23 protein-coding genes and 1 pseudogene are annotated in these 22,644 nt (G+C 65.5%); 13 read left to right on the top strand and 11 right to left on the bottom strand.

Annotated features, from left to right (window positions below; genetic code table 11):
* Positions 1 to 7: 7 nt before the first annotated feature.
* The 9 genes from DI526_RS08960 to DI526_RS08920 form a co-directional block, all read right to left on the bottom strand.
* Entirely contained in the window at positions 8 to 646 is a 639-nt protein-coding gene (locus DI526_RS08960) for a chemotaxis protein CheX (RefSeq protein WP_304276685.1), read from the bottom strand.
* Positions 643 to 1,026 (bottom strand): response regulator transcription factor, encoded by a 384-nt coding sequence (locus tag DI526_RS08955; protein WP_304276682.1) that lies wholly within the window; start codon positions 1,024 to 1,026, stop codon positions 643 to 645. Before DI526_RS08955 ends, DI526_RS08960 begins: the two co-directional genes overlap by 4 nt.
* Before the next feature lie 41 nt (positions 1,027 to 1,067).
* Positions 1,068 to 1,313 carry a hypothetical protein gene (locus tag DI526_RS08950; RefSeq protein ID WP_304276680.1) on the bottom strand — a complete coding sequence of 82 codons (246 nt, stop codon included), beginning with the start codon at positions 1,311 to 1,313 and terminating at the stop codon, positions 1,068 to 1,070.
* On the bottom strand, positions 1,304 to 3,178 hold the full coding sequence (locus DI526_RS08945) for a chemotaxis protein CheA (protein ID WP_304276677.1): 1,875 nt from the start codon (positions 3,176 to 3,178) through the stop codon (positions 1,304 to 1,306). Before DI526_RS08945 ends, DI526_RS08950 begins: the two co-directional genes overlap by 10 nt.
* Positions 3,175 to 4,011: a protein-glutamate O-methyltransferase CheR gene (locus DI526_RS08940; protein WP_304276674.1), complete on the bottom strand. Its 837-nt coding sequence runs from the start codon at positions 4,009 to 4,011 to the stop codon at positions 3,175 to 3,177. The genes DI526_RS08945 and DI526_RS08940 overlap by 4 nt, the downstream gene beginning before the upstream one ends.
* The gene (gene cheB / locus DI526_RS08935; RefSeq protein ID WP_304276672.1) at positions 4,008 to 5,081 is read right to left on the bottom strand and encodes a chemotaxis-specific protein-glutamate methyltransferase CheB; all 1,074 of its coding nucleotides are present in this window, start codon (positions 5,079 to 5,081) and stop codon (positions 4,008 to 4,010) included. The genes DI526_RS08940 and cheB overlap by 4 nt, the downstream gene beginning before the upstream one ends.
* On the bottom strand, positions 5,078 to 6,475 hold the full coding sequence (locus tag DI526_RS08930) for a chemotaxis protein CheW (RefSeq protein ID WP_304276666.1): 1,398 nt from the start codon (positions 6,473 to 6,475) through the stop codon (positions 5,078 to 5,080). Before DI526_RS08930 ends, cheB begins: the two co-directional genes overlap by 4 nt.
* A 5-nt stretch (positions 6,476 to 6,480) precedes the next feature.
* The gene (locus DI526_RS08925) at positions 6,481 to 8,403 is read right to left on the bottom strand and encodes a methyl-accepting chemotaxis protein (RefSeq protein ID WP_304276663.1); all 1,923 of its coding nucleotides are present in this window, start codon (positions 8,401 to 8,403) and stop codon (positions 6,481 to 6,483) included.
* Positions 8,404 to 8,634: 231 nt separating this feature from the next.
* Positions 8,635 to 8,853, bottom strand: a complete 219-nt coding sequence (locus DI526_RS08920; protein WP_304276662.1) for a helix-turn-helix domain-containing protein — start codon at positions 8,851 to 8,853, stop codon at positions 8,635 to 8,637.
* 992 nt (positions 8,854 to 9,845) lie between these two features.
* On the opposite strand from DI526_RS08920, the pseudogene DI526_RS08915 reads away from it, so the two are divergent.
* From DI526_RS08915 to mazG, 13 genes and pseudogenes are all read left to right on the top strand, one after another.
* Positions 9,846 to 9,956 (top strand): annotated as a pseudogene (locus DI526_RS08915) (recombinase family protein); the annotation flags it as partial.
* Entirely contained in the window at positions 9,946 to 10,431 is a 486-nt protein-coding gene (locus tag DI526_RS08910) for a hypothetical protein (RefSeq protein ID WP_304276658.1), read from the top strand. The pseudogene DI526_RS08915 and the gene DI526_RS08910, both read left to right, overlap by 11 nt.
* A 162-nt stretch (positions 10,432 to 10,593) precedes the next feature.
* Complete coding sequence (locus DI526_RS08905; protein WP_304276655.1) at positions 10,594 to 12,738, top strand: TonB-dependent receptor; 2,145 nt, start codon at positions 10,594 to 10,596, stop codon at positions 12,736 to 12,738.
* A gap of 3 nt (positions 12,739 to 12,741) precedes the next feature.
* The gene (locus DI526_RS08900; RefSeq protein ID WP_304276652.1) at positions 12,742 to 13,353 is read left to right on the top strand and encodes a cysteine dioxygenase; all 612 of its coding nucleotides are present in this window, start codon (positions 12,742 to 12,744) and stop codon (positions 13,351 to 13,353) included.
* Positions 13,350 to 14,927: a rhodanese-like domain-containing protein gene (locus tag DI526_RS08895; protein WP_304276648.1), complete on the top strand. Its 1,578-nt coding sequence runs from the start codon at positions 13,350 to 13,352 to the stop codon at positions 14,925 to 14,927. The genes DI526_RS08900 and DI526_RS08895 overlap by 4 nt, the downstream gene beginning before the upstream one ends.
* 8 nt (positions 14,928 to 14,935) lie before the next feature.
* Positions 14,936 to 15,574: a glutathione S-transferase family protein gene (locus tag DI526_RS08890; RefSeq protein WP_304276645.1), complete on the top strand. Its 639-nt coding sequence runs from the start codon at positions 14,936 to 14,938 to the stop codon at positions 15,572 to 15,574.
* 90 nt (positions 15,575 to 15,664) lie between these two features.
* Positions 15,665 to 16,759, top strand: coding sequence for an LLM class flavin-dependent oxidoreductase (locus DI526_RS08885; protein WP_304276644.1), 1,095 nt, complete (start codon positions 15,665 to 15,667; stop codon positions 16,757 to 16,759).
* Positions 16,760 to 16,762: 3 nt separating this feature from the next.
* On the top strand, positions 16,763 to 17,263 hold the full coding sequence (locus DI526_RS08880) for a flavin reductase family protein (RefSeq protein WP_304276642.1): 501 nt from the start codon (positions 16,763 to 16,765) through the stop codon (positions 17,261 to 17,263).
* Between the two features lie 386 nt (positions 17,264 to 17,649).
* The gene (locus tag DI526_RS08875) at positions 17,650 to 17,829 is read left to right on the top strand and encodes a hypothetical protein (protein WP_304276640.1); all 180 of its coding nucleotides are present in this window, start codon (positions 17,650 to 17,652) and stop codon (positions 17,827 to 17,829) included.
* A gap of 383 nt (positions 17,830 to 18,212) precedes the next feature.
* Entirely contained in the window at positions 18,213 to 18,425 is a 213-nt protein-coding gene (locus DI526_RS08870) for a hypothetical protein (RefSeq protein ID WP_304276638.1), read from the top strand.
* Positions 18,415 to 18,555: a hypothetical protein gene (locus DI526_RS08865; RefSeq protein WP_304276637.1), complete on the top strand. Its 141-nt coding sequence runs from the start codon at positions 18,415 to 18,417 to the stop codon at positions 18,553 to 18,555. Before DI526_RS08870 ends, DI526_RS08865 begins: the two co-directional genes overlap by 11 nt.
* Before the next feature lie 406 nt (positions 18,556 to 18,961).
* Positions 18,962 to 20,278, top strand: a complete 1,317-nt coding sequence (locus tag DI526_RS08860; RefSeq protein ID WP_369691942.1) for an MFS transporter — start codon at positions 18,962 to 18,964, stop codon at positions 20,276 to 20,278.
* Entirely contained in the window at positions 20,250 to 21,071 is an 822-nt protein-coding gene (gene mazG, locus DI526_RS08855; protein WP_304276633.1) for a nucleoside triphosphate pyrophosphohydrolase, read from the top strand. Before DI526_RS08860 ends, mazG begins: the two co-directional genes overlap by 29 nt.
* Here the strand turns inward: mazG and hflX are convergent.
* Together hflX and hfq are read right to left on the bottom strand one after the other, a co-directional pair.
* Positions 21,068 to 22,408, bottom strand: coding sequence for a GTPase HflX (hflX, locus tag DI526_RS08850; RefSeq protein WP_304276631.1), 1,341 nt, complete (start codon positions 22,406 to 22,408; stop codon positions 21,068 to 21,070). The genes mazG and hflX overlap by 4 nt on opposite strands.
* Before the next feature lie 5 nt (positions 22,409 to 22,413).
* Positions 22,414 to 22,644: RNA chaperone Hfq (gene hfq / locus DI526_RS08845; RefSeq protein ID WP_304276629.1), on the bottom strand; the 231-nt coding region annotated here is incomplete at its 5' end.

Raw genomic sequence — 22,644 nt, 5'->3', positions numbered from 1 at the left:
CGGTCGACTAGTCGAGATCGCCCGCGATCCGCTCGATGAAATCGTGGATAAGGGCTCGCAGAGCCTGCAACGAAGGCAGGTCCATCAGCATTGCAATGTAGCCGCGAATATCGCGATCGTTGATGGCGAAGTTGATGTAGAGAAAGAGAACGACACCGCTCTCGGCGTTCTCTTCCGAGAGAGTGAACAGCGTCGAACCAGTCCCCCTGAGAACCTCCGGCAGAGACATGTTGAGCGGGCGCTGAAGCATGTTGGCCATCGTGGCCAAGCAGCTGTTGAGAACAACGTTGCCGGTCTCCGCCAACGCCTCGTTTTCCATCTCCAGCGCCTCGTTCGGCGATAGCGCGTCGCCCGTGACGGCGTGGACTAGCGCCATGCTGTTCGCCTCGGGAAAGATCAGCAGCGCCCGTCCGGAAAAGACCCCTTCGAAATCCTGTCGAACAGCGACGAGTTCTCCGCTCTCGCGTTCGCGTATCAGGCCCGTCGCGCCCTCTCGCGTGACGAGCTCGACGGACGGAACCGAGAGCAAGACCTGTTCGCCGACCATCTTTCGCAGGTTGCTGGCCGCGCGGCTGACGCCAATGTTGACCAGTTCGGTCAGAGCATCGCGTTCCAGGTCGTCCAGAACAACGGCGTAACCGGTCATCGTCCGGACTGCCGGAGGCGTAGAGCCGCGCCCGAAATGAAGCCGCGCATGCCGTCTTCGGTCACCGGCTTGGCGATGAAGGTGGCGTTCACCGCCTTCGCCCTGGCGATGATTTCATCCTGCACATTGGCCGTAGCCACGGCGATCGGCATATCCGGAAACCGGGCACGCAGATCGCTGGCCAGTTCCAGGCCGTCACGCCCGGGCATGTTGAAGTCCAAGATGGCAAGATCGATCGAACGGCTTTCCACCAAGGACAGCGCTTCATCGGCGTTGCTGGCTTCGATACGCGTCCAATCCGGCTGTAGCGCCGCGATCGCCTTCCCGACCACGATGCGCGCCAGCTTGCTGTCATCGACGATCAGAACCGTCGCCCCCATGCCTACAACTCCACTGCGCCGTCCGTTAGGACACGCTTAAACTACGGCTTAGCCCCACGCGAAAGCGCCGGCTTCAGCAGTTTCGACAAAAACTGATCCGTCGGATTCCCGACAATTTGACAGTCAAATGCAAGAATCGCCTGAGCGACTGCGGCATGTAGACCTTCACAGATGGTGAGGTCGACCGTGACTTTTCCTCGCTGCAAAATGGCGACCAGAGGCTCGGCGTCCTCCACCCTGCAATACCCCTCGATAACAACGACGTCGCCGTCGACGGTCAGCCCCACGCGATAAGCTCCGCCAGATCGAGAATTATCAGCACGGCGCCGTCGTCCAAGATCGCGGAGCCAGCCACGCCAGGCGCTTGGGCCAAGAGGCCGGTCAAAGGCCGAACTGAAACATCCATGCGCCCGACAATGGCGTCGACAGAGAGGCCCACGGGTTCGCCATCCACCTCGGCCACCACGACGCGACGGGAGGTTCCGAGGTCAGCGACGGGCTGCAGACCTACCAGACTGCGCAAGGACACAAGCGGCGTGACTTGATCGCGAAGCTGAAAGGCCTCGCCATCCCTTACCGGAACAATTTGCTCAGGAGCGACCCGCGCTGTCTCCCTGACCTCGGTCAAAGGCAACCCGTAACGCTCCTCGCCGCACGCGACGATCAAGACCCTGGCCAACACCATGCTGATAGGCAGCACGAGCCGGACAGTCGAGCCGGCTCCCAGGACGCTGTCAACCTCGACACGCCCTCCGAGGCCAGACACAGCGGCGCGGACAGCGTCCATGCCCACGCCTCGGCCTGATATCTCGCTGACCTCGCGCGCGGTCGAAAAACCCGGCAGGAAGATGAGATCCAACGCCTCTCTATCGTCCAGACTTTCGGCGGTCGCCTCATCGACGAGGCCACGCGCTATCGCCAGGCTTCGAACCTTGGCGGCATCAACGCCAGCACCGTCGTCGATCACCTCCAGGACGACCTTGTCGCCGTCAGTCCGGGCGACGAGGCGCACCCCGCCCTTTTCAGGCTTTCCGAGGGATCGACGGATATCCGCACCCTCGACGCCGTGGTCCATGGCGTTGCGCAACACATGGAGCAAGGGGTCGAAAAGCCCGTCGACGATGTCCTTGTCCACCTCCACATCGCCACCCAGGCAAGTGAAGTCGATGGACTTGCCAAGGCTGCGAGCGGTCTCACGAACGAGCCGGGGCAGACGCCCGAACAGCGGCGCCAGAGGCGTCAGGCGAACCTTGCCCACCGCGCCGTGCAGATCGCTCACTAGACGATCGAGCCGCGCCTGCTGTGCGCGGAGCGCCGGGCCCAAGGCTTGCCCGCCTTCAAGCCTGTCGACCTGAGCGAGAAGCGGCGAAAAGCCATTCTTGGCGATGAGCAGATCGCTCGCGAGATTGGCGAGGCGGTCGACACGGGAGACCTCAACGCGGATCGTTCGCCCCCCCGTCCCTTCGCGTCCACCGCTCTCGATAGCCTGATCCTGTTCATCGCTCGCGTAGGAAAGCTCGACCTGGTCCTTCACCCAGCGCAGAGCCGCCTCGACCTCACGCATGGGGGCGCTGGAAGTCGCCTGGATCAAGAGATTGCACTGAAACGGATCGTAGTCGTCGAGGCGCTGCGGTTGCTCGCACAGTGAAACAGCAAGCGCTTCCAGGCCCGGGACGCTCGCCATGATCGCGATCGGATCATCTCCGACAAAATACGCGTCGGGTCGCGGGACGTATCGTATCGCCACCGGGCGCTTGTCGACTTCGTCCCCCGCTTCCTTTCCCGTCAGCCGCGCGATCAGCGCACGGCTGGCTTCCGTGGCGTCTCCCGGCAGCGCGCCGTCGTGTTCGAGGCTGTCCAGCCACCGATCGATCTGGTCGGCGACCTCGACGAGGACATACAGGCCTTCGGCGGTGATCGCCGAACCGCTCCGCAGCGCCGATAGCTGATCTTCCGCTGCGTGAAGCAGGCGCGCCATGGCGGGAAGATCGAACAAGCCCACGGAGCCTTTCAGCGTGTGGATCGCCCGGAAACAGCTGTCCAGCCGCGCGCGATCATTCGGCGTCCGCGACAGCGCTTCCAGGTCCTCGCCCGCCTGGGCCGCGAGCTCCCGTCCTTCAACCAGGAAATAGCCGAGCAGATCGTCCGTCATGCCGCCTTCGCTCTCTGGTAGACGATGGCGTCTTCGAAGCGCCGCGTGAGAAACCGCTCACTGATGCGGTTCATCGACTCCGCATGGCCGAGACAGAGATAGCCGCCCGGCGCCAGCCGTTCATAGAGGTTATTAACGGCCGCTCTTCTCGATTCTTCATCGAAATAAATCAGTACGTTACGGCAGAATATGACATCGAACTCGCCGAGCCCGACCAAGCTCCCCCCATCCATCAGATTGGCCGGATTGAACGCGACCGACTCCCTGAGGTCTTCGATGATACGCCATCTGTGATGCTTCTGCGGTTCGAAATACGCCTCCTTGACCGCGTCCGGGAGACGATAAAGGGCGCGTGATCCGTAGAGGCCTATCCGAGCATGGTCGATCACGCGCGTATCGATGTCCGAACCCACGATCTCGACATTGTAGGCGTCCACCATGCGCCAATTCTCCAGCAGCCAGATCGCGATCGAATAGGCCTCGTCACCCGTCGAGCATGGGGCCGACCAGATCCTGATCCTGTCGCCAGGACGTCGCCCGCTCGCGATGTCGGGCAATAGATCACGGCTGAGGCACGCGAGCTGGTGTTCCTCGCGATAGAAGTACGTCTCGTTCACGGTGAAGGCGTTGATCAGCGCCTCGCGCTCGCGAGTGTCGGAACGCACCACAGCGAAATAGGCGTCGAAAGCCGATGTCTCCGTCGCCTCTATGCGATCGGCCACGCGGCGCTCGATGTAGTAGCGCTTGGCCTTGCCGAAGCGCATGCCCGTCTGACGATATAGATATTCGCAGAGGCTTTTGAGCTGGTCGTCGTCGATACTGACGTCGGTCATACGCCCACCAACTGCAGCAACCGTTGCCCAATCAAGCCCACGGGATCGACATGGTCCGCGCCGTCGCGGCGGACCAATTCGCCCGGCATTCCCCAGACGACAGCGGTATCCTCTGACTCCGCGATCGTCCGCCCCCCGGCGGTCCGCAAAGCGGTCATCGCCGCGGCGCCGTCATTGCCCATCCCGGTCATCAGCACGCCGATCAGCGCGCTGGCTTCGACATGGTCCATGGCGCTGCTGACAAGGCGATCGACGCTCGGATGCCATCGATGCGCGGCGCTGGACGGCGCCGGCAGTACGACCAGCCCCTCGGCCCTTCTGCTGACGATCATGTCCGCGTCACCGCGCGCGATGTAGACAGAGCCGCCCTCGATCCTGGTCGGCTTGGTCACCTCAACAACCGACAACGCGCAAAGGGTGTTGAGACGGGCCGCGAGAGACCCCGTGAACGTCGCTGGCATGTGCTGCGCGATCAGGATGGACCACGGGAACGCGTCCGGTAAGGCCGAAAGCACAACATCGAGCGCCGGCGGCCCCCCTGTGGAAATGCCGATCAGAACAAGTCCATCAGCACTGGTGGGACTTGCGCGCGGGCCTTTCGGGCGTTGACTCACGTTCGCCTTTGGCCCCGCCGGACCGCGCTTCCTCACGCGTTCGAGCAAACGGTGCGCCCGGCGGACACGCGCCGTCGCCGCCGCCGAAACAACCTCGATCAGCAGTGGCTCGAAGGTGTCGATCGACAGCGAGACCGCTCCGTCGGGCTTGGGCAGGAAATCCACCGCGCCCAGCTCCAAGGCTTCAAGTGTCGTTTCCGCCCCCTCGGTCGTGGTCGAGGACAGCATCACGACCGGACACGGCCGCTCGACCATGATCCGGTCGAGGCAAGCCAAACCGTCCATGCGCGGCATCTGCACATCCAATGTGACGACATCGGGCGCGAAGACATGGACACGCTCCAACGCTTCGACGCCATCCTTCGCCGTCTCCACCTCGAAGCCGGCGGCGCGCAACGCGCCTCCCACGACGCGGCGCATCAGGGCGGAATCATCGACGACAAGAACGCGGGTCAATGTGAGGCTTTTCCTCTGCCGGTATGACTCGCCAAGTCCGTTTCGGCGGATCGCCTAAGCGCGTCGGGATCAATCAACGGGACAGTCGCCCCTCCGTGCCCGATCACCCCTTGAAATGGCGAGTTGCCGCCGCGGGTTCGCTCGAGCATCGACGTTTCCCAAGGCGCGTCCACCACGCCGACAACGCGGTCGGTGAGCAGGCCCAACCAGCGCTCGCTGATCGACGCGACGACGATGTATGCTGGATCGCCCGAAACGCTCGGGCCGGCCCAGTCCCTGATAACGGGGATCACGCGGCCGCGCAGATTGATCACCCCCTGGAGCTTGGAGGGCGACCTCGGCGGCCTCGCCAAGCGAGTAGGGCGACGGATCACCTCGCGCACCATCTCCATGGGCAAGCCGCGAAGTTCGCTCCCCGAGCCCACGATAAGGGCCCGCCTTGAGCCTAGCTCCGATGAACGCCCCTCGGCCGACGTGCTCCCGTTGGGGGTGGCTGCGCCGCCCGCGGACTGAGTAAAGCTGTCTCCGATCAGGCTGTCGACCGACAGAACGGAGATGACACCCTTGCCATCGGGCATCCGCAAAACCGATGCGATCACGGCTTGGTCGTCGCGCCGGTTGAAGAGGCTCGGAGCCTTGCCTACCCGAGCATCGTCCAGACGGATGACCGCGCCGATCTGATCGACCACCATCGCCAGCGCCCCAGCGCCCACTCCGACGATAATCAGTCTCTTTGCTGTAGCGGCTGCGGCGAGGCCAAGCCGGTCGCCGAGCACGATCACCGGCAGAATTGAGCCCCGAAATTCAACGGTGTCACGCGCCGCGCCCGAGGCGCTGAGAGCGCGCTCTGCGTCAGCGACCTCCCTGACGTCCTGGAGGGGAACGGCGTAGATCTGACCGGACACCCAAAAGCTTAGAAAAGAGCGAGCCGCCGACTGGGTCTGGGTCAACTGCGCCGGGCGAGCGGCGTCACGACGCGCGGCTTGGCGTCCCGCGAGCGAAAAGGGCTCGAAATGCGCCAGCAAGGCCTCATCCAGATCGAGGCGACTTGTCCCGTCTTGGTTTTCCAAGACCCTGCGGGCTCCTTCCGGCTCCCCGAGCAGCGCGGCGCTTTCCAGTTCGCCCACCGCATCGACCGCCAGTCCGATCGGCGCGCCGCGGCCGAGCACCACGACGCGTTCAGGGCGAGCGCCGGCGACACCCAGGAGTTCAGAGGTCGATATCACGGGGAGGACGCCGCCGCGATGTTGAGCCAGGCCGAGTAAGGACGGCGGTCCATGCGGGGTACGGGTTAACCGCGGCGTGCGCACGACTTCGACGATGCTTGAGGCGTCAATCCAGAGTGTCGTGTCGCCAGCGCGGACAGTCAGCCTCTGGCGCGCGCTCGCTGCCATCAATCTCAAGCTCTGGATGTCTGCAGTTCGTTGGCCAACAGGGCGATCTCTTCGATGGCTGCGGCGAGATCCTCGGCTACCTGCGACTGCTGGCGAGCGGCGATGGCCGCCTGGGCGGAAGCGGAACTAGCTTCCTCGGCCGCCGCGGCGATGTGGCTGACGCCAGTCAGAACCTGAGAGCTCAGCGTCATCACGCTCGCCGCGCCATCGGCGATCTCGTCGGCGCCCGCCCGCAAGTTCGTCGCGTCGTGCTCAACCAGCGCCAAGCGTTCCACGATCGCGCGGTTTCGATCAACCTCCGCCTCTCCCAGGGCCAGAGCCTGTTCTATCTCGCGCCGGGCCTTGCTCAATTGCGCGCCGATCTTGGCGACCAGGGCGCCAACATCCTCGGCGTTCGAAGCGCAGTCCCGCGCCAGCGTCCTGATATCAGCGGAGACGACGGCGAAACCTTCGCCAACATCGCCCGCGCGCGCCGCTTCCACGGCCCCGCTGGTGGCGAGCATGGTGGTCTGGACGGCGACGAGCGCCAGACCATCGACGAGCTTCCCGATCGCCCCCATCTCGTCTTCAAGGCTGTCCATGCGCGCCAGGATCGAAACGACATTCTCGTTCGCCGTCGACACGCCGTCGACCAAGTGCGTCACCAGCGCTCGCCCCTCGCGGAGCTGCACTTGGGTCGATCCAATACGCTCGGCGCTGGCGGCCGCGTTGGTGGCCGAGAGTTCCGCGGCCGTTTCAATCTGCGCCATGGCGGTGCTGGCTTGCTGGGTCGCCGCCGCCTGGGCGTGCGCGCCGCGGGCGATTTGATCGATCGCGATCTGGATCTCGGCGGCCGCTCCGGCCAGTTCCTGGATCGCCGCCGAGAGCTCCTCGGCGGCGGCCGACGTCTGCTGGGCGGCGTCATTCGCCTGCTCATTTTCCACGAGACAGTCGGTGAGACCTTCCAATAACCGCGCCGCCGTTTCGCTCTGCTCCAGCGACTGGCCTTGCTGCTGCACCGAACGCTGGGCCTCCGCCGCGGCGGCGGCCTGCTCCTCGGCGGCGCTGGCGATGCTCTCGGCGCCCCGTCTCGCCTCATTGGCCGCGCCGACCGCCTCGACGGCGGCGATGAGGATCGCTTGGCTATCCTCGCCCAGTCGCGCCATTTCCGATCGAATCTGGTCGAGCGACGTAGTCACGCTCTCAGCGGAAGCGGCGTCGGCTTCGGCTTGGGCGGCGGACCCGCGCAAACGGTCACCAATATCCTTCACGCCCCCGGCAACCGCCACGACCGCGGCGGCGATCGCTTGAGATCGCCGCTCGGCCACCTCCGCCAGAGTCCGAACCTCGTCGGCGATGATCGCGAACCCGCGGCCGTGCTCACCCACCCGCGTCGCCTCGATCGAGGCGTTCAGGGCCAGGAGATTGGTCTGGTCGGCGAGGTCGGCCACCCCGCTGGTGATCTCACCGATCCGCTCCGCGTGGGCTTCCAGCGCCGCCACGGTTTCCATGGTGGCGACCTGGCGGCGCGCATTTCCGAGAACAGCCTTCACGGAAGCCGCGATCGCCGCTCCAGACTCGGTAAGCAAAAGTTGCAGGGCGTCAGCGCGCTGGCGGGCGACTTCGGCGCGTTCCCGAGCTTGCGCGAACGAGGCGGTCATGGCGGTGATCGCGGCCAACGATTCATGAGCGGCGCCGGCCGCTTCCTCGGCGCCAGCGGCGATTTCGGAAAGCGCCAGGCGCAGCTCTTCAACGGATCCCGCCGCCTCGGCGATCCCGCTGCCAAGCTCGAGCACCGCGGCGCCGATGCGCTCGTACGCGGTTTCGCGCCGGGATGCGGAGACGCGCGTCGACTTGCGTTTTGCAGCCTGCGCCTCGACCGGCGCCGGCTCGTTGCTCGTGCGCGACTTGGCGCGACCGGCCAAAGTCGTGGTCTTCACAAGCGCCATGCCCATGTCCCCGGTTTGAGTCTAGCTTCGCTTTCTATCAGGCGATGACACGGGACGAGTTCTGCAGCCAGCATATTCGTCATTCCGCCGCCGGCCAAAGCAGCGCCCGCCGCAGCCTAAAGCGAAGCTGTCCGACGTCTTTATCCAACCGGCGATGAGCCAAGTCTGAGCCCTAGTCATCAGCACGATCCCCGCCGCCAGAAAGCGGACGTTCCTAAGGTCGCCAATGAGTCAGTAGGCGTCGAAAAGAGTCCCAGGGCGCGTGGCTAGAGCGCGCGCGAGCACTAGTATCGCCTTCACGCCTACGTTCCGCTCGCCTCGCTCAATCCCACCGACATAGTTTCGGTGCAGCCCCGCCGCATCGGCGAGCTCTTCCTGGCTCATGCCGAGCTCAAGCCGGCGTCGACGTACCGCCTGCCCAATCGTACGAAGTTCCGGATCCGCTGGCACATATTGGAACTTGCGGACTTTGCCACCACGCTCTACACACTATCAGTGTGATTTTCGCTCCAACCAGCGACGAAGTGGGTGCTGGCGTCACTGAACTGGTCGGCCGGTTAGTGGCCGCCGGCCAGGGGCCAGCCCCAGCCGCCTACCTTGAGGTGGGAGTATTTGCGTTCCGTCAGATACTGAGCCGCAGCGAAGACGCTGACGAGTTTGAGTTCCTACGCCAAGAGATCAAGGGCGGGCTCCTCGCAATGCTCGCGGAGGTGTCGCTCTCGACTTGGCCTTGCGCTCCACGTTGAAGAAGCGTGCCGTCGGATTTGTCGGGAGAGGCTGCTACGCTTCCTGAATGCGGCCCGCCCCCGAATGGTGCATGGCTCACCTAAACTAGAGATGCGATCGGGATGTCCCCTGGTACCCAAGCAAGCATTAGACAGGTGTCTTGTTTGCTCGTCCAAGGGGGCGGAGGCCTGATAGGTATATGCCTCGTGCTCCTCGCAATTTCGCACAATTTCGATTGGCGATATCTGGGCGGGATGGCGCTCGGTGGTGTAGCCGCCTTTGCGGGGGTGATGATCATCCGATGGATCCCCTACCAAGACACCGAGAAGACAACGCCATCAGGCTCCGTTACGCCCAGTCACCCAGGCGGCGTGGTCTGCGCGTCTCCGCACATGACCGTCTGGAGCAATGCCCAGCTCTGCCGAGCAGTTAAGTGATCTCGAAATAGAGGCGTGGGTCCACCCGCCATAGCTATTGGACGTTGCTAGCTCTAGCCGAAACCCAGCAGAAATTCGTGCTGCTATGATTTGATGAGTTTGCTGCTGGGAGGCCAACACTTGTGCAAAGTGCGCTGTCCGAAAAACGCAGGTTAATCGGCCCCCTTCTCGCGCGATCCGCCCTCCCCGGCTGACTTGAATGTGAGGGGTCCTGAAACCGTGTCGCGAAATCAAACGCGCGCGTTTGGCGGTCCGGATGAGATTTGAGACAATGACAGCATGCTAATTGGCTACGCTCGTGTATCGACCGCCGACCAGCGTCTGGATCTCCAGGCCGATGCGCTGACGCGCGCCGGTTGCGAGCGAATTTTCTCGGATCATGCCCGTGGCCCTGTCGCCGCAGGACGGCTTGGCTGCCTTCCAGAGCGGCGCGCTCGACGCCTGGATCATCTATGGCGTGATCGTCTACCAGGCGCGCGAGGCTGGCGCCCGGGTCCTGACCACGGCCCAGGGCATTCTCTCCGGCAACTATCTGATCACCGCGTCCAAGGAGGCGCTGGACGATCCCACGCGGCTGGCCGCCATCGGCGATTATGTCCGCCGCTATCGCAAGGTGTTCGACTGGATCAATGCGGACGGCGTGCGCTGGGCGCGGGTTCGGGCCCAGGCCACGGGGATCAAGCAAGCCTACTACGAGCAGGAGTTCCGCGAACGCAGCACGGCTTCGATCCTGGAGCCGATCAGCGACGCGGCGATCGCCTCGCAACAGGCCGTGGCCGACACCTTCGCGGCCGCCAAGATCATTCCGGAGCGCGTCGAGGTGAAGCCGCTCTGGGACGACCGGCTGACGCCTTATTTCAAATAGATTGAGGAAAACAAATATAGATCATCATCATTTATGATTTAAGTAAAACTACTCACTTGAAGATTTTATATTCGTTGAGTTGCGATTGAGCAGATGGCAAATCCCTATGAAATAAATCGGGGATAGATATGCGGCAATCGCCGTCTGCGAACTCTTCTACTTTTGAGCTCAGGCCTCGCCGCTTTCGGAACGGCGAAGGCCGCCGAGCCGACACCTGCCGCCGATGGCGTCGCGCCCGCCGTCGAGCAGGTCATCGTCACCGCCGAGCGGCGCGCGACAGACCTGCAGAAGACCGCCATCGCCATCTCGGCCTTCGGCCAGCAGGTTCTGGCCGATCGCAAGATCGACAACCTCCGCGACCTGTCCGGCCAGATCCCCAACCTGTCGATCAGCCGGGTCACGATCAGCCACACGACCCAGACTTATGCCCTGCGCGGCGTCGGCGAGGCCGATCCGATCCAGGAGCCGGTGCTGGCCGTCTATGTCGACGACGTCTACATCCCGCGCCAGATCGGCTCGATGGTCGAGTTCAACGACCTGGAGCGGGTCGAGGTGCTGCGTGGCCCTCAGGGCACGCTCTACGGCCGCAACTCCAGCGCCGGTGCTCTACGCGTCATCACCCGCGATCCAGGCCAGACGCTGCGCGCCAAGGCTGAGGTGGGCCTGGGAAACTATGGCGCGGTCGATGTCCGGGCGCTGATCGAGGGGCCGCTGGTTCAGGACAAGCTCTCGGGCAGCTTCTCGTACATTCACCACAAGCGCGACGGCGTCACCTTCGACCCGACGCTGAACCACGACGTCAACCGGATCGACCTCGACGCCTTCCGCGCCAAGCTGCGCTGGACCCCGACCGATCGGCTGGACGCCCTGCTGACGGTCAACGCCCTGCGCGATCGCAGCGACACGCGGAGCTATATCGCGGTCAAGCAGCCCGGCGGCGCGTTCCGCAAGGATCGGTCTTACTCTGAGGTCGAGCCCGTCCAGGACCTCGACCAGGCCAGCGTCTCGCTACGCGTGCAGTACGACCTGACCGACCAGCTGAAACTGAAGTCGATCAGCTCGTATTGCGGTTTCAACCTCAATCCGGTCGCCTATGACAACGACGGCGAGGCGGCGCTGATCCAGAAGAACCTGATCCATTACAACGATCAGTACGCCACCCAGGAACTGCAGCTGAACGGCGACTTCGGCGCTCTGACCTTCACCAGCGGGCTCTTCTATCTGCACGAGCGCTTCTTCGTGCAGCGCGACGGCTACAGCCGCCGCAACGCCCAAGCGACCGACCCTACGGTGACGCCCGGCAACTACAACTTGGCCCGGGCCCACAACATCACCAACACCGACGCCTATGCGGTCTTCGGCGAGGCGACCTGGAAGGCGAGCGAGCGCCTCTCGCTGACCGGCGGCCTACGCTGGACCAACGAGGAGAAGGAATTCGTCTTCGACAACAAGGGCCTGAATCTGGCGGGCCAGGTCGTGTCGCAGTCGATCAAGGGCAAGGCCGACAAGACCTGGTCAGCGATCACGCCCAAGGTCTCGGCCCAGTTCCAGTGGACGCCGGACGTCCTGCAGTACGTCAGCTATTCGAAGGGTTTCAAGTCGGGCGGCTTCGATAACCGGGCCACACGCCTGGACCTAGCCACCCTGCCCTTCGCGCCCGAGGACGTAACCACCTACGAGACGGGCCTGAAGACCCAGCTCTTCGACCAGCGACTGCGGGCGAACCTCGCCGCCTTCTACAACGACTATCAGGATCTGCAGGTCTCGTTCTACGATCCGGCCTATGTCGGCAGCCGCCGAGGCAACGCGGGCAAGGCCGACACCTATGGCGTCGAGCTTGAGACCGACGCGCGCCCGACCGAGCGTCTGGGCGCCCAGTTTAGCGTCGGATGGCTTTACGCGATCTACGACGACTACAAGGGCGCCGGCGGCGCCGGGGTGAACGCCGACGGCAACCGCCTGCTGAACTCGCCCCGCTGGAGTGTTTCGGGCGGCGTGACCTACGACCCGGCGCTCGACATCCCGGGCTCCGTGCGGCTTGGCCTGAACGCTCAGTGGCAGAGCGGGATCGTCACCAGCGCCACGCCGGCTGCTGGCGGCCAGAACAACATCCCCTCGCAAGGCTTCCTGAACGGCGTCGCGACCTGGACCACGCCCGACCCGCGGTGGGCCGTCAGCCTGTCGGTCCGCAACATCCTCAATTCGCAGAAGGCGGTCAGCTCCACCTACACGCCGTCGACGGGGATCTACCTGCTGAACTTCCCCGATCCCCGGACTTACCTCGTCACCCTCAAGTACGCGCTGTGATCCATGAGCCAGCATCGCCCTCATCGCCTGTCCGACTTCGTCGCCGAGCTCTCCGCGCTGCTGGATCGCACCGGCGACGAGGCGGTCATCCTGCGCGAGGGCGGCGCGTTGCTGGCCGAACTCGTGGCCCAGGACGACTGGCTGCCCGAGGCGCAAAGCCTGCCGGATCCCACGCGCTATCAGCAGTACCTGCTGCACCGGGATCCGGCCGGGCGGTTCTCGGTGGTCAGCTTCGTCTGGGGACCGGGGCAAGCCACGCCGGTCCACGACCATACGGTCTGGGGCCTGATCGGCGTGCTGCGCGGCGCGGAGCTGTCGCAAGCTTATGACCGGACGGACGGCGCGCTGACCGCCGTCGGTCCGGTTCATCGCCTGGAGCCCGGCCAGGTGGAGGCCGTGTCGCCAAACGTTGGTGACATCCACCGCGTCGCCAACGCCTTCGAGGACCGGACCTCGATCAGCATCCACGTCTACGGCGCCGACATCGGGACGGTGAAGCGCTCGACCTACGACTCCGAGGGCAAGCCCAAGACCTTCATCTCCGGCTACGCCGACGTGCCGCCGCCTCTCCTGTTCGATCGCGCCAGCGCCCTGGCCTATGGAGCCGCCGAATGACCCTGCCCCTGATCACGCCGCACGAGGTGCGCCGCGACTTGATCGCCCGGCGCGAAATCGCCCTCCTGGACCTGCGCGAGGAAGACCCGTTCGCCAAGGCCCACCCGTTGTTCGCCTCGCAGCTGCCCTTAAGCCGACTGGAGATCGAGATCCTCGACCGCGTCCCCCGCAAGGCGACCAAGATCGTGCTCTACGATGACGCCGAAGGGTTGGTGGCCCCAGCGGCCGAGCGGCTGGCGGAGCTGGGCTACACGAACGTTCACGCCCTGCACGGCGGTCTCGCGGGCTGGCGAGCGGCCGGCTACGAGCTCTTCCAGGACGTCAATTCCTACAGCAAGGCGTTCGGCGAACTGGTCGAGGCGCGCCGTCACACCCCGTCCCTGCCCGCTCAGGAGGTCAAGGCGCGGATCGACGCTAAGGCCGACCAGGTGATCCTCGACGCCCGCCGGTTCGAGGAATACGCCACCATGAGCATCCCGGGCGGCATCAGCACGCCGGGCGCGGAGCTGGTGCTGCGCGCCAGGGAATTGGCGCCGGACCCATCCACGACCATCATCGTCAAGTGCGCCGGCCGCACCCGTAGCTTGATCGGCGCTCAGTCGCTGGTGAACGCCGGGTTGCCCAACCCGGTCTTCGCCCTGCGCAACGGCACGATCGGCTGGACCCTGGCCCAGCAGACGCTCGAGCATGGCCAGAGCCGCAAGTTCCCCAGCGTGGGCGAACAGACGCTGGAAGAGGCCCGGGCCCGCGCCCGCGACGTCGCTTACCGCGCCGGCGTTCGACGGCTGGACAGCCAAGACCTGAAAGACCTGGAGCGAGACGTCGACCGCACCCTCTACCGCTTCGACGTCAGGACGCCGGACGAGTACGTCACCGGGCACATCCCCGGCTTCCGCTCCGCGCCGGGCGGACAGCTGGTCCAAGAGACCGACGTCTTCGCGCCCGTGCGTGGCGGCCGCATCGTGCTGGCTGACGATCTTGGCCCGCGCGCCGATATGACCGCCTCCTGGCTCGCCCAGCTAGGCTGGGAGGTCTACGTACTGGACGGCGGCTTCAGCCAAGCGCTGGAACGCGGAACGTGGACGCCCAGCCTACCGGCTTTGCCCGAGGTCGAGACCATCTCGCCGCGCGACCTGGCCCAAGCCATCGCCGACGAAGCGGTCGTGATGATCGATCTCGCGCCCAGCCCCGCTCACCGCAAGGGCCACGTCCCGGGAGCCTGGTTTGCGATCCGCGCCCAGCTCGATGTCGCCGTGACCCAGGTCCCGCCAAACAAGACCATCGTCCTGACGTCGCCCGACGGCGCCCTGGCGACCTTCGCGGCGCCCGAGCTGGAAGCCCTTACCGAGAGGCCGGTCCAAGTCCTGGCCGGCGGCACGGAGGCTTGGATCGCCGCGGGTCGCGCTCTGGAAACGGGTCTGACCCGCGCCGCCAACGCCCCGACGGATAACTATAAGCGCCCCTACGAGGGCACGGACAACGCCGCAGAAGCCATGCAGGCCTATCTCGACTGGGAGTTCGGCCTGGTGGACCAGCTAGCCCGCGACGGCACGCACGGCTTCTACGTGATCTGAGGCCGGCGATGACCCTGCAGCTCTATTTCGCGCCTGGCTCCTCGTCCCTCGCGCCCCTCGTGGCGCTGGAGGAGCTCGACATCCCCTATGTCGGACATCGTCTGGACCTCGCCGCCGGCGATCAGCGCAAGCCGGACTACCTCAAGGTCAATCCGCGCGGTCGTGTGCCGACCCTGGTGGTCGACGGCCAGCCGGTGACCGAGGTCCTGGCGATCCTGACCTACCTCGCCCATCGCTACCCGCACAGCGAGCTCCTACCGCTGGCAGATCCCCTGAAACTGGCCAAGGCCTACGAGGTGATGAGTTGGTTCGCCAGCACCGTCCACGTCGCCTTCGCCCAGATCGCCCGCCCCGAGCGCTATGCCGACGACGATGCGACCAAGGCCGCTCTGGCGACGCCCGGGGAAGCCCGGTTCGCGCGCACGCTCACGGACATCGAACACCTCGCGCGAGGCCCTGGCCCCTGGCTGCTGGGCGACGCCTTCACCGCAGTCGACGCTTACGCGCTGGTCATCTGGCGTTGGGCGGAGCGCCGGTCGATCGACACCGCCCTCTATCCGGCCTGGAGCGCCAAGGCGGCCCGCGCCTTCGCGCGCCCCTCGGTCGTCCGCGCCCTACGCAAGGAGGCCGCGCCCGTCACCGCCTGATGAGCCCCGCTCATAAACCACCTCAGAACTCCTCGCTCATCGCCGGGCGAGCCCCGCCCTAACATCCGTCCAACCACATTGGAGAACGCCATGAGCGTCGAATTCATCGGTTTCATCGGCACGCAACACGCCTCCGAGATCCACCCGCCGACCGGCCCTGCCATCGATGTGGCCTATGTCGAAAAGACCGCCCGCGTTCACGAGGAAGGCGGCTTCGACCGCGCGCTGGTCGCCTTCCACTCGACGGGTCCGGAGAGCCAGCTCGTCGTGGCGCACGCCGCCTCGGTGACCAAGCGCCTGAACTTCATGATCGCCCATCGTCCGGGCTTCACCCAGCCGACCCTGGCGGCGCGCCAGCTTGCGACGCTGGACCACTTCACCGGCGGCCGCGTGGCGGTGCACATCATCACTGGCGGCTCGGACGAGGAACTCGCCAAGGACGGCGACCATCTGACCAAGGACGAACGCTACGCCCGGACCAGCGAGTACCTGGACATAGTCCGCGCCGAGTGGACGGGCGACAAGCCGTTCGACTACGAGGGCCAGTACTACAAGGTCGACCAGGGCTTTGGCGCGGTGAAGCCGCTGCAGGCGCCGCACATTCCGATCTATTTCGGCGGCTCGTCCGACGCCGCCATCCCGGTGGCCGGCAAGCACGCCGACATCTTCGCGCTGTGGGGCGAGACCCAGGCCCAGGTGCGCGAGACGATCGCCCGCGTGCGCGCCGCCGCCGCCAAGCACGGCCGTCAGGTTCGGTTCTCGTTGTCGCTGCGCCCTGTCATCGCCGACACGGAGGAAGCCGCCTGGAAACGCGCCGACGAGATCGTCAAGCGCACCAAGGCCCTGCGCGAAGCGGCCGGCCTGCTGACCAGCGGCCATCGCCCGCCCAACGCCGGCTCGCAGCGCCTACTCGACGCCGCCGCTCAGGGTTCGCGGCTCGACAAGCGCCTCTGGACCGGTGTCGCCGCCGTCACCGGCGCGCAAGGCAACTCCACGGGCCTGGTCGGCACGCCCGAGCAGGTCGCCGAGAGCCTGCTGGATTACTACGACCTGGGCGTCTCGACCTTCCTGATCCGAGGCTTCGATCCGGTCGAGGACGCCATCGGCTATGGTCGCGATCTGATCCCGCTGGTCCGCCAGCTGATCGCCGAGCGTGACGCCAACCCGACCGCTGTGGCGAGCTGAGCCATGGCCTACGACGCCGCCTCGCCGTCGCGGTCCGCCGCGCCAGTCCAGGCCGACTTCAAAGAGGTCCTGGCCCATTTGGCGGGCGGCGTCGCCATCATCTCGTGCTGGGACGAGGGCACGCCGCGCGGTCTCCTCGTCAGCTCGATCACCGGGCTCTCGGTCGATCCGCCCCGCTTCCTATTCTGCGTCCGCAAGGAGGCAAGGTGCCATGATGCCTTGGCGACCGCGACTGAGTGCGGCGTGGCCCTGCTGAGCGCCGACGACCGAGACGAAGCCTGGCGCTATGCCAGCTCCGCCCGCGCCTCGGAACGCTTCTCGCCTGAACGCTGGCGCCTGTCGCCAGGATCTCCCCCCGCCTATCGCGGCGGGCTGGCTCGCGCGCATTGCGTGATCGACAGCGTCGCGGACGCTGGAACGCACTCAATCCTGATCGTCACCGCGAAGGAGAGCACGCTCTCCCCCGCCCGGCCGCTAGTGGCCTGGAACAGGGGCTTCCTTTAGCGACAACCTCGGCCAGGGCGGTCTCCAAAATCTCAGGACAGCTAGCCGGAGAGGTCTCCTCCAGCACAAGCCCTAAAGCAGTCCCGCATTTCGGAGTCTATTTGCGCGATTTTGGAGGCAGTCGCGGCTTATGGAGTCAGGTCTCACACTGAAATCGTTCAGGCCGACAGTCGCGACCTCAAGAGTCAGTGACATCACCACTGCTGCTCAATCAGCACCAGGCAATCTTCCCAGCGTACGCGCGTCGCCGGTCTCCATGCGACGCTGCGGTCGGTGACGCATCTGCAATGTTCCGGCGAAAGCGCCACCGCCAGGAAAAGCAGTGGGTCGCTGACTGATCGACCTGGAGCGCTGATGCGCCTGCTTCTTGCCGTCAGTCGCTGTTCATGGATGTGCAGCTCTGCCCCCTCTTCAGCAACGGCTTCCGCGCGCCATCGCTTTCAGAGCAGGGCTACGCCCAGACATCGAACCAGGCCAACATCGTTAACGGCGCCTGCACCTTCGTCGAGTCCAAGACGGTGCGGCCGGAGTCCGCCTTTGGCCAAGCCCTGGCGCCAAGCCCTTGACGCCGGAAACCTCGACGAACGAAAGCATCGGCCTGGCGCTCACCCCGCGGCCTCGCCTGTCGATCACCTTGGACGGCTACCGCATCGAAATGCGCGACCGTACGCCCTGACCGGCCTGCTTTCGGGGACCGGAGTCAGCCAGATCCTCGTCCGCAATGGCCTGCCTTCCAACCTGTCGGTGCGCTAATTCGCCAACCCCATCGATACCAACACCACCGGCGTCGATCTGGTCGGCGGCTATGCGCGGGACCTCGGCGCTCTGGGCAGGGCGCGGTTCACCCTGGGTTCAACTGGAACAAGACGCGGATCGCCGGCGTCGCCGCGAACCCGGCCCAGCTGGCGGGACTGGGTCTGACGCTGTTCGCTCGCCAGCAGCGGGGTCTGTGACCGTCGCCGCGCCGCGAACCAAGCTGCTGCTCGGCTCCGAGTGGACGAAGAACAGCTGGCGGGTGAACCTTCGCGAAAGCCGCTATGGCGCCTTTGACAGCCAGAACAACGTGGTGACCTCCGACCAGCATTACGGCGCCAAGTGGCTGACCGACCTGAAGGTCGGCTACGCGGTCCAGCAAGCGGGTCAACGTAGCCTTGGGCGCTAACAACCTGTTCGACGTCTATCCCGACCGCAACACCGTCCCCGACACCAACGGCTTCGCCCCCTTCGGCGGCAACTCGCCCTTCGGCGTCTCTGGCGGCTACTACTACGGTCGCCTCTCGGTGGACTTCTGATAGAGCGGGGGCGCGGAGCCAGCGCTCCGCGCCCGCACCAGAAAGGCGTTTGAGGGTAATCAGCGCAAAGTGACAGATGGCCGGCGGCGCCAGCGCGACTCCGCCGCCGAGCGCCTTGGATGAAAGGCCGAAGATCAGGAAGAGCCAAAGCGGAACGGCGAAAGCGAGCGCCTGAGCGGTCTTGAGGTTCCAACGTCGCGCGTCCACGGCGGATTTTCGACGTACTGAAGTGCATGACCTCTGGCGCTTCTCACCCGATCCCCGCACATTGGGCGCCTAGTCCGCATAGCGGCGAGCATCGAAGCGCGATCAACAGCGCGGGGAGGAGTAAGGCGTGACCCAGCGACGTTCAGCCGGGGCCCTGGCGGCCTTCGCGGCCCCTTGCATACCGATCTCAGCGCTCGGCTTGCCCCTGGTTGTCTACCTTCCCGAGTTCTATGTCAGCACGGTAGGCCTTTCGTTGTCTGCGGTCGGCGCGGCGTTCCTGATCGTGCGGCTGATCGACATCGCGTTTGACCCGTTCGTCGGCGGCATGATGGACCGGACAAGGACGCGCCTTGGCCGTTTCCGACCCTGGCTGCTGGCGGGCGCCCCCCTGGTGGCGATCGGGGCCTTTGCGCTGTTCATGGGGAGGCCCGGCGTCACGCCGGTCTATCTCTGGGCCTGGCTCCTCGTCACCTATGCCGGCTATTCGATGTGCGTTCTATCTCACACGGCCTGGGGCGGCGTGCTCTCCACCGATTATCAGCAGCGCTCTCGCATCTATGGTTGGTGGCAGAGCGGCAACGTGGTCGGGATGATCCTGGTGCTCTGCCTGCCGCCGTTGATCGCCAAGCTGACCGGCGGCGATCACACCGCAGGCATCCAAGCGATGGGCTGGTTCATCGTCGCGCTGTTGCCGCTCAGCGTGATCCTCGCCGTGGGCGTGGTGGGCGAGCCGCCGGCGCCCGCTGTCCGCCATGCCGCTGGCATCAAGCAGTATCTGGCGCTGCTGCGACGGCCGTCAGTGATCAGGCTGCTGACCGCCGACCTGCTGATGGGCGTAGCCCCCGGCATCGCCGGCGCGCTGTTCATCTTCTTCTTCGAGCGGATCAAGAATTTCGACAAGACGCAGTCGGGCATCCTGTTGCTCGTCTACTTTATCGCCGCCCTGGCCGGCGCTCCGATCTGGCCGGCCGTCGCCAAGCGAATCGGCAAGCACGGGGCCATGGCCGTTGGCGGGGTGATGTACGCCGTGGTCCAGGTCGCCGCTGTTCTAACCCCGGCCAGCAACACCGTCCTTGCTATGGCCGTCCTGGTGCTGGCGGGCCTGCCCTATACCGCCGCACCGATGCTCGTCCGCTCGATGATGGCGGACATCGGTGACGAGGAACGGCTGGAGAGCGGCGTCGATCGCACCGGCCTTCTCTACGCCATCGTCACCGGGACCCTGAAGCTGGGCTATGCGCTGGCGATCGGGGTGTTTCCGGTTCTCGCGTGGCTGGGGTTCGATCCGAAGACGCCGACCGCGGCGGGCGATACGGCGTTGACGATGTTCTATGCCATCGTCCCGGCCGTCATGGGCGTGCTGGTCGCGGTCATCATGCTGCGCTATCCGCTGGATGCGGAACGTCTCGCCGAGATTCAGCGCCAGCTCGCGGCGCGAGATTCGACCGAGGCGAACACCGCGTCGCCCGCAGCCCAGACCGAGTCCCATGTCCCCTTCTCCGCCCCCGCCGAGTGAAGACAAAAGCCCCATCGCTCGCCTGGTCGAGATCATGGCCAAGCTCCGCGATCCGAATGGCGGTTGCCCGTGGGACCTGGAGCAGACCTTCGCGACGATCGCGCCCTACACGGTCGAGGAAGCCTACGAGGTCGCCGACGCCATCGAGCGCGGCGATCTGTCGGACCTGAAGGAGGAACTGGGCGACCTGCTGCTGCAGGTGGTCTTCCATTCGCGAATTGCCCAGGAGCAAGGCGCGTTCGACATCAACGACGTCGCGGCCGCGATCTCGGACAAGATGATCCGCCGCCACCCGCATGTGTTCGGCGACCACGCCTATGAAAGCCTCTCGGCCCAGGTCGAGGGTTGGGAGGCCCTGAAAGCCCAGGAGCGCCAGGCCAAGGCCAAGACTGGTGTCCTCGACGACGTCCCGGCCGGCCTGCCCGCCCTGACCCGCGCGGTGAAGCTGACCAAGCGCGCCGCCCGAGTCGGATTCGACTGGCCGACCGCCGCCGAGGTCCTCGCCAAGCTTCGCGAGGAGACCGACGAGATCGCCGTCGAAATCGATGCCGGCGACGTGGCCAAGGCGCGAGAGGAGCTGGGCGATATCCTGTTTGTTTGCGCGAACTTGGCGCGCAAACTGGATGTGGATCCGGAGGACGCCCTGCGCGCCACCAACGCCAAGTTCACGCGCCGCTTCGCCTTCATCGAGCGCGAGTTGGCCCAGCGCGGCAAGACGCCGGGTCAGTCGGATCTGGACGAGATGGACGCGATCTGGAACGAGGCCAAGGCAGCCGAAAAAGCGAAGGACTAGGTCGCCGCCGGCTCGACCCGGGCGTCAGGGAACTGGCGCTCGAACCGTCCGAGCGCTTGACCGTCGAGCCGCGCCACCAGTGTGACCTCGCCGCCTTCGCCGTCATAGCGGCCCAAGACGCGACCGTTGCGATAGATCCAGGCCAGCGCTTGACCATCTTGAGGCCCCAGACGCACCTCGACCGGCGGGGAGTCGTCGATCAGCCCGCCGACCCGGCGCAGCAAGGCCTCGCAGCCCTCGCCGGTGACGGCAGACACCGCCGAAGCGCCGACGCGACGCGCCTGGCCCTCGACGATCTCGCGATCGTCCTCGGACAGCAGGTCGATCTTGTTCCAGACCTCGACCACGATCTTGCCGCTGTCGAGGGTGACGCCGAGCTCCGACAGGACCGTCTCGACATCGCGGGCCTGGGCCTCGCTGTCGGGATTGGCGACGTCGCGGACGTGTAGGACGACGTCGGCCTCCTGCACCTCTTCCAGGGTGGCCCGGAAGGCCTCGACCAGCTCGTGCGGCAGGTCTGAGATGAAGCCCACCGTGTCAGACATGATCGCCGGACGGCCGTCCGGCAGCTTCACGGTTCGCAGGGTCGGATCCAGCGTCGCGAACAGCATGTCCTTGGCCAGAACTTCGGCCTCGGTCAGGCGGTTGAACAGCGTGGATTTGCCGGCGTTGGTGTAGCCGACCAAGGCGACGGTCGGGTACGGCACCTTCTTCCTCGCGCTGCGGTGCAGGGTCCGCGTGCGGCGCACCTCTTCAAGCTCCTTCTTGAGCTTGATGATCGTCCCCGCGATCAGGCGACGGTCGATTTCGATCTGGGTTTCGCCGGGACCGCCGGTCGAGCCGGTGCCGCCGCGCTGACGTTCCAAGTGGGTCCAGGTTCGGACGAGACGCGAGCGCTCGTATTCGAGCCTAGCCAGTTCGACCTGCAATCGGCCTTCGCGGGTCCGCGCCCGGCGAGCGAAGATCTCAAGGATCAGGCCCGTGCGGTCGACGACCTTCACCTCCAGCGCCTTTTCGAGGTTGCGCTGCTGGATCGGGGTGAGCTGGTCGTCGAACACCGCGACGTCGATATGCTCGACCTCGCAGATGCCCGCGAACTCCTCGACCTTGCCCTTGCCGAACAGGGTCGCCGGCGTGACGGCGCGCAGGGGCGCGATCAACGCCTCCACGACCTCAAGGTCGAGCGCCACCGCGAGGCCGACAGCCTCCTCCAGCCGGGAGTTGGGATCCCGGGCTTCGGAGGCCGCCTGACCGCGCAGTTGCCGCGCCGGATGGATGACGAGCGCCTTCAGGACCGGCGCGGCGTGGTCAATCGACCGTGATGTGGATTTTGACAAGCGTCTCAGTCGTCGGAGTCGGCGCTGGGCTCATAGAGCTGGACGGGCTGCGCCGGCATGATGGTGGAAATGGCGTGCTTGTAGACCAGTTGCGACTGGCCATCGCGACGCAGCAGGACGCAGAAATTGTCGAACCAGCTGACCACGCCCTGCAGCTTCACGCCATTGACCAGGAAAATGGTGAGCGGCGTCTTCGACTTGCGTACGCTGTTCAGGAACGTGTCCTGGAGGTTTTG

Origin of the sequence: Caulobacter segnis (assembly GCF_003243465.1) — a bacterium.
GTDB classification, from domain to species: Bacteria; Pseudomonadota; Alphaproteobacteria; order Caulobacterales; family Caulobacteraceae; genus Caulobacter; species Caulobacter segnis_A.
This window is presented reverse-complemented; position numbering and strand designations above follow the sequence as displayed.